Source organism: Nocardioides sp. TF02-7 (assembly GCF_022437945.1).
Taxonomy (GTDB): Bacteria; Actinomycetota; Actinomycetes; order Propionibacteriales; family Nocardioidaceae; genus Nocardioides.
In genome coordinates this window covers 1,629,026-1,641,439 of sequence record NZ_CP092535.1, presented here as the reverse complement: position 1 = coordinate 1,641,439, position 12,414 = coordinate 1,629,026, and the positions used below count along the sequence as shown (strand labels likewise).

Below are 12,414 nucleotides of genomic sequence, written 5' to 3'. Positions count from 1 at the left end.
ACACCCGATTCGACCCGCCACGAGGCCCGATTCGACCGACCACGAGGCCCGACTCGACCCACCACGACACCCGATTCAACCCAGTTACAGACAGGCTTGACTGTTTGTTTCTGACCGGCCATGCTGGCGCGGTGACCACCGCAGCGACCCGCGTCCCGCAGGAGGAGCGGACGCGGGCGATGCGGGCGCGGCTGATGGACGCGACGGTGGAGCTGCTGGTGGAGCGGGGGGTTCAGCGGTACGACGACCACGCTCGTGTCGCAGCGGGCGGGGGTGAGCCGGGGTGCGCAGCTGCACCACTTCCCGACGAAGAACGACCTGGTCGTCGCCGCCGTGGCCCACGTGACCGACAAGCGGGGCGCGGAGCTCGAGGCCGCCGCCGCCCGGCTCCCCGCGGGACGGCAGCGCACCCGCGCGGTCCTCGACATGCTGGGCGAGCACTTCGCCTCGCCCGTCTTCACCGCCGCCCTCGAGCTGTGGGTCGCGGCGCGCACCGACCCGACGCTGCTGGAGGTCGTCGCGCCGCTGGAGCAGCGGGTCGGCCGCGAGACCCACCGGGTGACCGTGCAGCTGCTCGGCGCCGACGAGTCGCGACCGGGCGTGCGCGAGCTGGTGCAGGCGACGCTCGACCTGGTGCGCGGCCTCGGTCTCGCCGCCACCCTCGGCGACGACACCGCCCGCCGACGCCGGATCCTCGACGAGTGGGCCCGCACCCTCGACGAGGCGCTGCGCGCCGACGACACGAAGACCACGACGACAGGGACGACCAGGACGGCCACCAAGACCACGACGGAGGGGAGCGGACCGGTGAGCGTGCTCGACGAGGTGCTCGACGACCTGCGGGCCGAGGGCGACCGGCTGCGCCGGACGGTCGCCGACCTGCCCGACCCAGCCGGCGCAGCAGACCCAGCCGACCCAGCAGACAAGGGCTGGCAGACGCCGACCCCGGCGCCGGGCTGGACCGTCGCCACCCAGGTGGCGCACCTGCTGTGGACCGACGAGGTCGCCGTCCTCGCCGCGGGCGCGCTGCTGTCCGAGGAGGGCAAGCAGGCTTGGGACGCGGTGGTGCTGCAGGCCATCGACGACCCGCACCGCTACGTCGACAAGGGCGCCCTCGCGCTCGCGGAGCTGCCGCCCGCCGAGCTGCTCCCGCGCTGGGACGCCGCGCGGTCCGCGCTCGCCGACGCCCTCCGCGGCTACCCCGACGGGCAGCGGATGCCGTGGTTCGGCCCGCCGATGGCGCCGGCGTCGATGGCGACCGCCCGGTTCATGGAGACCTGGGCCCACTCCCTCGACGTCCACGAGGCGCTCGGGGTCCGCACCGAGCCCGACGACCGGATCCGCCACGTCGCCCACCTCGGCGTCCGCACCCGCGACTTCGCGTTCGTCACCCGCGAGCTCGACCCGCCGGCGGAGGAGTTCCGCGTCGAGCTCACCGCCCCGAGCGGCGACACCTGGGCGTGGGGACCCGACGCCGCCGCGCAGCGGGTGACCGGGCCGGCGTACGACTTCTGCCGCCTGGTCACCCAGCGGGTCCACCGCGACGACACCGACCTGGTCGCCGTCGGGACCGACGCGGAGACCTGGCTGCGGATCGCGCAGGCCTTCGCCGGCCCGCCCGGCGCCGGCCGGGCTCCCCCGCGCCGCGACCGCGGAGCACGCCCGGTGACCGCCCCGATCCGGATCGCCAACTGCTCGGGGGTTCTACGGCGACCGCCTCACCGCCCTGCGCGAGCAGCTCGAGGGCGGCGAGGTCGACGTCGTGACCGGCGACTACCTCGCCGAGCTGACCATGCTCATCCTCGGCATGGACACTCTCCGCGACGCCGAGCTCGGCTATGCCCGCACGTTCCTGCGCCAGCTCGAGGACACCCTCGGCCTCGCGCTCGACAAGGGCGCGAGGATCGTCAGCAACGCCGGCGGGCTCAACCCCGCGGGCCTCGCCGGGAAGGTCCGCGAGCTCGCCGCGCGGCTCGGCCTCGACGCGAAGGTCGCCCACGTGGAGGGCGACGACCTCCGCGAGGCGGGGCTCTTCGAGGGAGCGCTGACCGCCAACGCCTACCTCGGCGGCTTCGGCATCGCCGCGGCCCTCACCAAGGGCGCCGACGTCGTGGTCACCGGGCGGGTCACCGACGCCTCCCTCGTGGTCGGCCCGGCGGTCGCCCACCACGGCTGGACACCCGCCGACCACGACCGGCTCGCCGGCGCGGTCGTCGCGGGCCACGTCATCGAGTGCGGCACCCAGGCCACCGGGGGCAACTTCTCCGGCTTCCGCTCCCTGTTCGCGGCCGGCATGGCGATGGACGAGCCGCTCGGCTTCCCGGTCGCCGAGGTCGCGGCCGACGGCAGCAGCGTGATCACCAAGCACGCCGGCACCGGCGGCGCGGTCACCGTCGACACGGTCACCGCACAGCTGCTCTACGAGATCCAGTCCACGCGCTACCTCAACCCCGACGTCACCACCCGGCTCGACACCGTCCGGCTGCGGCAGGACGGCCCCGACCGGGTCGCGATCAGCGGCGTCACCGGCGCCCCGCCGCCGGAGCGGCTCAAGGTCGCCGTCAACACCCTGGGCGGCTACCGCAACCAGATGGAGTTCGTTCTCACCGGCCTCGACCTCGACGCCAAGGCGGAGTGGGTGCGCAGCCAGCTCGAGGGCCGGTTCACCGCCGCAGAGGTGGTCTGGACCCGCACCCCCGTCCGCGCCGGCGACGCCGACACCGAGGAGGGCGCGTCGGTCCTGCTGCGCTGCATCGGCAAGGACCCGGCGCCCGACCCGCTCGGCAAGCCGTTCACCGGCCCCGCCGTCGAGCTCGCGCTGGCGTCGTACCCCGGCTTCACGATGACCACCCCGCCGCAGAAGCCGTCGCCGTTCGGCGTCTACCGGCCGGAGTACGTCGACCGGTCCCGGGTGGCGCACACCGTCGTCCACCACGACGGCACGCGGGAGACGATCGCCGACCCCACGGACTTCCTCGAGCAGTCCGCCCCCGACGACCTCGACCCCGACCTCGGCCGGCGCCCCAGCCCCTACCCGGCGCCCGCGGACACGATCACCCGGCGGATGCCGCTCGGCACGTTCGTCCACGCCCGCTCCGGCGACAAGGGCGGCGACGCCAACCTGGGCCTCTGGGTCGAGCACGACGGGTCGCCGAAGTACGACGCGCGGGTGCAGTGGCTCGCCAAGCTGATGAGCCCCCGCAAGGTCCGCGAGCTCGTCCCCGAGGCGGCCGACCTCGACGTCGACGTCTACGTGCTGCCCAACCTCGGCGCGGTCAACGTCGTCATCCACGGGCTGCTCGGCGACGGGGTCGCCGCGTCCACCCGCTTTCGACCCGCAGGCCAAGGGCCTCGGTGAGTGGGTGCGCAGCCGGATCGTCCACATCCAGGAAGACCTGGTCTGAGGAGACACATGCGCTGGAACGAGGAGCGGCAGGCGCTCAGGGACGCGGCCGCCGAGTTCACCCGCCGGGGAGGTCGTCCCGCACCTCCAGGACTGGGAGGACGCGGGTGAGCTTCCCCGCAGCCTGACCCAGGCCGCCGCCAAGCAGGGGCTGCTCGGCGTCGGCTATCCCGAGGCGGTCGGCGGCCAGGGCGGCGACCTGCTCGACGTGTGCGCCCTGCAGGAGGGGTTCATGGCGGCCGGCGCCTCCGGCGGCCTGATGGCATCACTCTTCACGCACGGGATCTCGCTGCCGCACCTGGTCGACAACGGGTCGCCGTACCTCGTCGACCGTTACGTCCGGCCCACCCTCGCCGGCGACATGATCGGGTCGCTCGGCATCACCGAGCCGGGCGGCGGCTCCGACGTCGCCGGCATCACCACCCGCGCCGTCCGCGACGGCGACCACTGGGTGATCAACGGGTCGAAGACGTTCATCACCTCCGCGGTCCGCGGCGACTTCGTCGTGACCGCCTGCCGCACCGGCGGCCCGGACGCCCGCGGCCACGACGCGCTGTCGCTGATCGTCGTCGACAAGGGGACGCCGGGGTTCACCGTGACCCGGTCGCTGCGGAAGATGGGGTGGCACTGCTCCGACACCGCGGAGCTCTCGTACGTCGACGTGCGGGTGCCCGCGGACAACCTGGTCGGCGAGGAGAACCAGGCGTTCGCCTACATCGCCCAGCAGTTCGTCGTGGAGCGGATCTTCCTCGCGCTGATGGGCTACGGGCACGCCCAACGCGCCCTCGAGCTCGCCGCGGCGTACTGCCGCGACCGCGAGACGTTCGGCAAGCCGCTGGTCAAGAACCAGGTGGTGCGCGCCAAGCTGGTCGAGATGCGCCGCCAGGTCGAGGTGGCGCGCACCTACACCCTCGACGTCGCCGCCCGGCACGCCGCCGGGGAGCAGGTGATCGCCGAGGCCTGCCTCGCCAAGCAGACGGCGGTCGAGGCGGCCGTCGCGGTCACCAACGAGGCGGTGCAGCTGTTCGGCGGCACCGGCTACATGCACGGCACCGAGGTCGAGCGCCACTACCGCGACGCCCGCCTGCTCCCGATCGGCGGCGGCGCGACCGAGGTGCTCACCGACCTCGCCGCCCGGCTGCTCGGGTACGCCTGATGGGCCTGGTGAAGCCGCTCAGCGGCGAGGTGTCATTACCGATGGCCGCACCACCGGAGAAGGTGTGGGCGCTGGTGAGCGACGTGACCCGGATCGGCGAGTTCTCGCCGGAGACGTTCGAGGCGGTGTGGACGCACGGCGCGACCGGCCCCGCCGTCGGCGCCCGGTTCAAGGGCCACGTCCGGCGCAACGGCGTCGGCCCCGTCTACTGGACGCCCCTGCACCGTCACCCGGTGCGAAGACCCGGGCGCCGACGGCGCCGGGGTCTTCGAGTTCGGCGTCGGTCTCGACGACCGGCCGATCAACACCTGGGGCTACCGGCTGGAGCCCGACGGCGACGGCGGCACCGTCGTCACCGAGTACTACCGCCTGACGCCCGCCTGGTACGTCCGCGGCTACTGGCTGCTGCTGGGCCGGCTGCGCGGACGCACCAACGAGCGCGGCATGCGCACGACCCTGGAGAGGATGAGGACGGTGGTCGAGTCGTGACCGGCACCATCGAGGAGACCCGCCGGCAGGCGATGCTCGAGAAGATCGAGGACCTGCACGCCGAGCAGCAGAAGGCGGTCGAGGCGGGCGGCAAGTACGTCCAGCGTCACAAGGACCGCGGCAAGCTCACCGCCCGGGAGCGGATCGAGCTGCTCGTCGACGAGGGCTCGGCCTTCCTCGAGCTGATGCCGCTGGCCGGCTGGGGCACCGACTTCGCCGTCGGCGCCAGCATCGTCACCGGCATCGGCGTGGTCGAGGGCGTCGAGTGCATGATCGTCGCCAACGACCCCACGGTGAAGGGCGGCGCCCTCAACCCGTGGTCGCTGAAGAAGTCGTTCCGCGCCGCCGAGATCGCCGAGCGCAACGGCCTGCCGTCGATCAACCTCACCGAGTCCGCCGGCGCCGACCTCCCCACCCAGAAGGAGATCTTCATCCCCGGCGGCCGCGGGTTCCGCGACCTCACCCGGTCGTCCGCCCGCAAGGTCCCGACGATCTCCGTCGTGTTCGGCAACGCCACCGCGGGCGGGGCCTACGTGCCGGGCATGAGCGACTACGTGATCATGGTCAAGGAGCAGGCGAAGGTGTTCCTCGCCGGCCCGCCCCTGGTCAAGATGGCCACTGGGGAGGAGTCCGACGACGAGACGCTCGGCGGCGCCGAGATGCACTCACGGGTCTCCGGCTCCTCCGACTTCCTCGCCCAGGACGAGCACGACGCCATCCGGCTCGCCCGCCGCGCCGTCGCGCGCCTCAACTGGCGCAAGCGCGGCGGCCAGGGGGTGGCGGCGACGTACGCCGAGCCGGACCTCGACCCCGAGGGCCTGCTCGACCTGATCCCCCGCCGACCTCAAGGAGCCGTTCGACCCGCGCGAGGCGATCCTGCGGATCGTCGACGGCACCGGGCCGGGCAACGAGCTGGCGTTCGACGAGTTCAAGCCGCTCTACGGCTCGGCGCTCTGCGTCGGGTGGGCCCAGCTGCACGGCCACCAGGTCGGCATCCTCGCCAACGCCCGCGGGGTGCTGATGAGCGAGGAGGCGCAGAAGGCGGCGCAGTTCATCCAGCTGGCCAACCAGAAGGACACGCCGCTGCTCTTCCTGCACAACACGACCGGCTACATGGTCGGCGCGGAGTACGAGCAGGGCGGCATCATCAAGCACGGCGCGATGATGATCAACGCGGTCTCCAACTCGAGGGTCCCGCACCTGACCGTGATCATGGGCGCCTCCTACGGCGCCGGCAACTACGGCATGAACGGCCGCGCCTACGACCCGCGCTTCCTGTTCACCTGGCCGTCGGCCAAGTCCGCGGTGATGGGTCCGCAGCAGCTCGCCGGCGTGCTCGAGATCGTCGCCCGGGAGTCGGCGGAGAAGAAGGGCGAGGTGTTCGACGCCGAGGAGTTCAGGGGCGTCCGGGAGATGGTCGAGTCGATGGTGGAGGCGCAGTCGCTGCCGTACTTCCTGTCCGGGATGGTCTACGACGACGGCGTCATCGACCCCCGCGACACCCGCACCGTCCTCGGCATCTGCCTCTCCGTCATCGACAACCAGCCCGTCGAAGGGGCTATGAACTTCGGGGTGTTCCGCCTGTGATCACACGTGTCCTCGTGGCCAACCGTGGCGAGATCGCCCGCCGCGTCCTCGCCACCTGTCGCCGGCTCGGCATCGAGACCGTCGCCGTCCACTCCGACGCCGACGCGGGGCTGCCGTTCGTGCGGGAGGCCGACGCCGCCGTCCGGCTCCCGGGAGCCACTCCCGCCGAGACCTACCTGCGCTCCGACCTGGTCGTCGACGCCGCCCTCCGGGCCGGCGCCGACGCGGTGCACCCCGGCTACGGCTTCCTCTCCGAGAACGCCGACTTCGCCCGCGCGGTCGCCGCCGCCGGCCTCACCTGGGTCGGCCCGACGCCGGAGTCGATGGAGCGGATGGGCTCCAAGATCGAGTCCAAGAAGCTGATGGAGGCCGCCGGTGTCCCGGTGCTGGGCAACCTCACCGCCGACACCGCCACCGCGGCGGACCTGCCGCTGCTCGTCAAGGCCAGCGCCGGCGGCGGCGGCCGCGGCATGCGGGTCGTCGCGCGCCTCGACGACCTCGCCGACGAGGTCGCGAGGGCCGCGGCCGAGGCCGAGTCGGCGTTCGGCGACGGCACCGTGTTCGTCGAGCCCTACGTCGAGCGCGGTCGCCACGTCGAGGTGCAGGTGGTCGGCGACGGACGGGGCGGCGTGCTGGTGCTCGGCGAGCGCGACTGCTCCCTCCAGCGGCGGCACCAGAAGGTGGTCGAGGAGTCGCCTGCGCCGCGCCTGCCGGAGGGCACCCGGCGGGCGCTGCACGAGGCCGCTCGCGCTGCCGCAGCGGCGATCGACTACCTCGGCGCCGGCACCGTCGAGTTCCTCTACGACCCCGCCACCGACCGTTTCTACTTCCTCGAGATGAACACCCGGCTCCAGGTCGAGCACCCGGTCACCGAGGCCGTGCTCGGCGTCGACCTCGTGGAGCTCCAGCTCGCCGTCGCCGAGGGTCGACCGCTGCCCGAGGGCCCCGATGGCGGCGCCGGACCCGACGGGCACGCCATCGAGGTCCGGCTCTACGCCGAGGACCCGGCGGCCGGCTACGCCCCCGCAGACCGGGCGCCTCGTGGCCCTGGAGATCCCCCACGACACGGCGTTCGCGCCCGGCAGCGGGATCCGGCTCGACTCCGGCTTCGCGACCGGCGACGACGTCGGCACGTTCTACGACGCCATGCTGGCGAAGGTGATCGCCTGGGCGCCGACCCGCGAGCAGGCGGCACGGGCGCTGGCGCGCACGCTCGAGACCGCCCGCATCCACGGCCTGACGACCAACCGCGACCAGCTGGTCGCCGCGCTCCGGCACCCGCAGTTCCTCGCCGGCGAGGTCACGACGTCGTTCTTCGACGACCATCCTGAGGTCAACGTCCCGGGGCCGCGCGACGACCTGCTCCCGTTCGCGGGCGCGGTCGCCCTGGCCGAGCACCGCCGCACGAACGCGAAGGTCCAGGCCCGGATCCCCGCCGGCTTCCGCAACGTCGTCGCCCAGCCGCAGTCGACGAGGTTCTCCGTCGCGGGGGAGGAGGTCGACGTCCGCTGGTACGGCGGCCGCGCCGGCTACACGCCGGCCGAGACCGACCCCGACCGCCCGGTCGCCGTGGTCGCCGCTTCCCCGACCGAGGTGGTGCTCGACGTCGCCGGCGTCACCCGGCGCTACCGCACGCAGGTCGTCGACGACGCCGTGCTGGTCGACGGCCCCGGCGGCGGCGCGACCCTGCGCGTCGTACCCCGCTTCGTCGACCCCGCCAGCCAGGTCGCCGAGGGATCCCTCCTCGCGCCGATGCCCGGCAGCGTCGTCGCCGTGCACGCCGCGGTCGGCGACGAGGTCGAGGAGGGCCGGCCCATCCTCGTGATGGAGGCCATGAAGATGCAGCACACGATCACGGCGCCCTACGGCGGCACCGTCACCGAGCTGTCCGCGGCCGCCGGGCAGCAGGTCGAGGCCGGCACCGTGCTCGCGGTCGTCGAACCACGCGCCGACACCGGCGACACCGAAGGAGACAACGCATGACCGCCACCATGTTCACCGAGCCCGAGGAGCGCGTCGCCCTCCGCGAGTCGGTCAAGCGGCTCGCGTCGAAGTACGGCCGCGCCTACGTCGAGCAGCAGGCCCGCGAGGGCGGCAAGGTCACCGAGCTGTGGCAGGAGTTCGGCCGCAACGGGTTCCTCGGCGTCAACATCCCCGAGGAGTTCGGCGGCGGCGGGGGCGGCATGTCCGACCTCGCGGCGGTCCTCGAGGAGGCGTCGGCGGCCGGCGCACCGCTGCTGATGATGGTGGTCAGCCCGGCGATCTGCGGCTCGATCATCACCCGCTGCGGCACCGAGGAGCAGAAGAAGCGGTGGCTGCCGACCATCGCCGACGGCTCGCTGCTGATGGCGTTCGGCATCACCGAGGCCGACGCCGGCTCCAACTCCCACCAGATCACCACCACCGCCACCCGCGACGGCGACCAGTGGGTACTGACGGGCCAGAAGACGTTCATCTCCGGCGTCGACGAGGCGCAGTCGGTGCTCATCGTCGCCCGCACCGAGGACGCCAAGACCGGCAAGCTCAAGCCGGCCCTGTTCGTCGTGCCCACCGACGCCGAGGGCTTCACCCGCCAGCTGATCCCGATGTCGTGGCAGGCGCCGGAGAAGCAGTTCACGCTGTTCCTCGACGACGTCCGCCTCCCCCACGACGCGCTCGTCGGCGACGAGGACGGCGGCCTGTGGCAGCTCTTCGCCGGCCTCAACCCCGAGCGGATCATGGGCGCCGCGCTCTCGTGCGGCATGGCGCGCTACGCGCTGGAGCGTGCGGTCGAGTACGCCAAGACCCGCTCGGTCTGGAAGGACCAGCCGATCGGCGCCCACCAGGGCATCGCGCACCCGCTCGCGAAGGTGAAGATCGAGCTCGAGCAGGCCCGCCTGCTGTGGCAGAAGGCCGCCGCGCTCTACGACGCCGGCGACGACTTCACCGCCGGCGAGTACGCCAACATGGCCAAGTACGCCGGCGGCGAGGTCGCCTGCAACGCCACCGACGCCGCCGTGCACACCCACGGCGGCAACGGCCTCACCGTGGAGTACGGCCTGGCCAACATGCTCGTGGCGGCGCGGCTCGGCCGGATCGCGCCGGTGAGCCGGGAGATGATCCTCAACTTCGTCGCGATGCACAGCCTGGGGCTGCCGAAGAGCTACTGATCGGCCGGCTGCTCTGGAAGGACGAAGGAGTGTGGGCGCCAGCCGCGGACGTCATACGCCCCCGAGGGCGATCGCCCACGATCCGTATGACGTCCCCGCGCGGCACCGGACCCCGGCGCAGGTAGGTTGACGCCCGTGGGGGTGGTGAGCTCGATCGACCGCACGCAGCGCCGGCACTCCGTGCTCGGCGTGCCGCTGGCGGTGGTCTACAAGTACTTCGACGACCAGGGGGAACTACCTGGCCGCGGTGCTGACGTTCTACGCCTTCCTCGCGATCTTCCCGCTGATGCTGCTCGCGACGTCGATCCTCGGCTTCGTGCTGCAGGGCTACCCCGACATCGAGGAGGCGGCGCTCGACTCCGCGCTCCGCCAGTTCCCGATCATCGGCTCGCGGATCGGCCGTCCCGACGGACTGGAGGGCTCGGTGACGGCGATCGTCGTCGGTGGCGCGGGCGCTCTCTACGGCGCGGTCGGGCTCGGGCTCGCGCTCCAGAACGTGCAGGCCGCCGCCTGGGCGGTGCCGCGCAACAGCCGCCCGCACCCGGTGCTGACGCGGGTCAACAGCCTGTTCATCCTGACCGTCGCCGGTATCGTCATCTTCGGCGTCTCCATCCTCTCGGCGGTGCTCACCGAGACCGAGCTGGTCGGCGACCTGTCCGGGTTCACCTGGTTCCACTGGGTGGTCCGCGTGGTGACCGTGCTGGTGCTCGGCTCGGTGCTGACGGTGCTGCTGCGGATGGCGGCCGCGAGGACGGTCAAGCACCACATCGCCCGGGTGGCGCCGGGCGGGTTCACCATCGCCGTGCTGTGGCAGCTGCTGCAGTGGCTCGGCACGATCTACGTCTCCCGGGTGCTCGCCGCCACCGGCGAGATGACCGAGATCTTCGGAGTCGTGCTCGGCCTGTTCGGGCTGCTCTACATCGGCTCGATCATGGGCGTGCTCGGCATCGAGGTCAACGTCGTGCTCGCGCGGCGGCTCTGGCCGCGAGCGCTCCTGACGCCGTTCACCGACCGGGTCGACCTCACCGACGCCGACCGCAAGGCCTACGCGATGTATGCCCAGATGCAGCGGCACAAGGGGTTCCAGACGGTGGCGGTGCGCTTCGACGGGCGCGACGGCGACACTCACGAGATCGTGCTCGACCCGCGCACCGAGGAGGTGATCCGGCAGCGGATCCCCGCGGCGGCGCCGGACACCCCGCCTCCGGCCCCGCCTTCTGCGCCACCTCCGGCCCCGCCGCAACCGGCCCCGCCGCCTCCGCCCCCGCGGCGCCCGGCGGAGCCCGAGGAGACGCAGCCGATCAACCTCCCGCCGCAGGTCTGACCCGACCGGCGTGCCGCCGCCGCGGCTGCGGCAGGATGCGGCCATGACCGACACCGCCGAGCAGCCGGCCGAGCTCGTCCACTACGAGGTGGCCGAGCGGGTCGCGACGATCACCCTCGACTCCCCGCACAACCGCAACGCCCTGTCCCGGCAGCTGCTCACCGAGCTGGTCGAGCGGTTGGAGCGGGCCGACGCCGACGACGACGTGCTCGTGGTGGTGCTGCGGTCGTCGGGCCGCGTGTTCTGCTCCGGCGCCGACCTGGCGGAGGCCTCGACGGTGCCGATGGAGGAGGCGGCAGGAGCGATCGTCGCCCTGCAGCGGCAGATCGCGACGCTGTCGAAGCCGGTCGTGGTCGTCGTCGCCGGCGCCGCCAGGGCAGGTGGCATCGGCATCGTGGCCGCGGCCGACGTCGCGGTCGTCGCCGACGACGCCACCTTCGCGCTCACCGAGGTCAAGCTCGGCCTCGCCGCGGCCGTCATCAGCCTCTCGGTCCTCCACCGGATGAACCCCCGGGCCGCCGGGTTGGCGGCCCTCGGCGGCGAGGTGTTCACCGGCGCCCAGGCCGCCGAGTGGGGGCTGGCCACACGCGCCGTGCCGGCCGACGGGCTCGACGCAGCCGTCGACGAGGTGGTGGCCAGCCTCGCCACCGGCGCCGCCCAGGGGCTGCGCGAGACCAAGCGCGTCCTCAACCGCGACCTCGTCGCCCGGATCGACGCCGGCGCCGAGGAGATGATCGCCCTCAGCGCCCGCCTGTTCGGGTCCGGAGGAGGCGCGGGAGGCGATGGCCGCGTTCCTCAGCCGCGGCAAGGGCTGACCGCGGCGCCAGGCGACCGGCCACCGCGACCAGCCGCCGTACGCCGGAACGCGTCCGCCGCCGGGGTCGCGCGCGGTAGAGTTGACGACTTGCCGCTCACCGGCGAGCGGCTGCAGGGACCGGTTTCCAGGGAACGTCGGGGGGCATCGTCGGTGACGGATGAGGTTGTCGAGCGCGAGATCGCTGCGGAGCAGGCGTTCGTGGACCGGGTCTACGCGCAGCTCGAGCGGGCCGGTCGGGCGGCGCAGCAGCTCGCCCGCGAGGGCCACTCCCGCGGCCGGCTCGGCCACGAGGGCGGGCTGGTCGAGCGCGACGCGATGGTCTTCCAGGCCGCCCGCCGGATCGCCCAGCTCGACGCCGCCCACGAGGGGCTGGTCTTCGGGCGGCTCGACCTGACCGACGACGTCGACCCCGAGCCGCGGTACGTCGGGCGGATCGGCCTGCGCGACGACGACCGCGACTCGCTGCTCATCGACTGGCGCGCCCCCCGC

Annotated in this window: 5 protein-coding genes and 4 pseudogenes; all 9 read left to right on the top strand. The window is 73.2% G+C overall.

All coding sequences use genetic code 11. The features are described 5' to 3' along the window. Positions 1–426: 426 nt before the first annotated feature. A pseudogene (locus MF408_RS08335) lies at positions 427–1,572 on the top strand (TIGR03084 family metal-binding protein); the annotation flags it as partial. A gap of 154 nt (positions 1,573–1,726) precedes the next feature. Further along, a complete protein-coding gene (locus MF408_RS08330; RefSeq protein ID WP_240251762.1) occupies positions 1,727–3,358 on the top strand; it encodes an acyclic terpene utilization AtuA family protein in 1,632 nt (543 codons plus the stop codon). A 169-nt stretch (positions 3,359–3,527) separates the two neighbouring features. Then, positions 3,528–4,559, top strand: a complete 1,032-nt coding sequence (locus tag MF408_RS08325; protein WP_240251760.1) for an acyl-CoA dehydrogenase family protein — start codon at positions 3,528–3,530, stop codon at positions 4,557–4,559. Between the two features lie 521 nt (positions 4,560–5,080). Continuing rightward, positions 5,081–6,635, top strand: a pseudogene (locus tag MF408_RS08320) (acyl-CoA carboxylase subunit beta). Further along, a pseudogene (locus MF408_RS08315) lies at positions 6,632–7,516 on the top strand (biotin carboxylase N-terminal domain-containing protein); the annotation flags it as partial. The pseudogenes MF408_RS08320 and MF408_RS08315, both read left to right, overlap by 4 nt. Positions 7,517–7,583: 67 nt before the next feature. After that, positions 7,584–8,618: a biotin/lipoyl-containing protein gene (locus tag MF408_RS08310; RefSeq protein ID WP_240250977.1), complete on the top strand. Its 1,035-nt coding sequence runs from the start codon at positions 7,584–7,586 to the stop codon at positions 8,616–8,618. After that, complete coding sequence (locus MF408_RS08305; protein ID WP_240250976.1) at positions 8,615–9,784, top strand: acyl-CoA dehydrogenase family protein; 1,170 nt, start codon at positions 8,615–8,617, stop codon at positions 9,782–9,784. The genes MF408_RS08310 and MF408_RS08305 overlap by 4 nt, the downstream gene beginning before the upstream one ends. Positions 9,785–10,031: 247 nt before the next feature. Continuing rightward, complete coding sequence (locus MF408_RS08300; protein ID WP_240250975.1) at positions 10,032–11,108, top strand: YihY/virulence factor BrkB family protein; 1,077 nt, start codon at positions 10,032–10,034, stop codon at positions 11,106–11,108. A gap of 43 nt (positions 11,109–11,151) precedes the next feature. Beyond that, positions 11,152–11,751: pseudogene (locus MF408_RS08295) on the top strand (enoyl-CoA hydratase-related protein); the annotation flags it as partial. Positions 11,752–12,414: the final 663 nt, after the last annotated feature.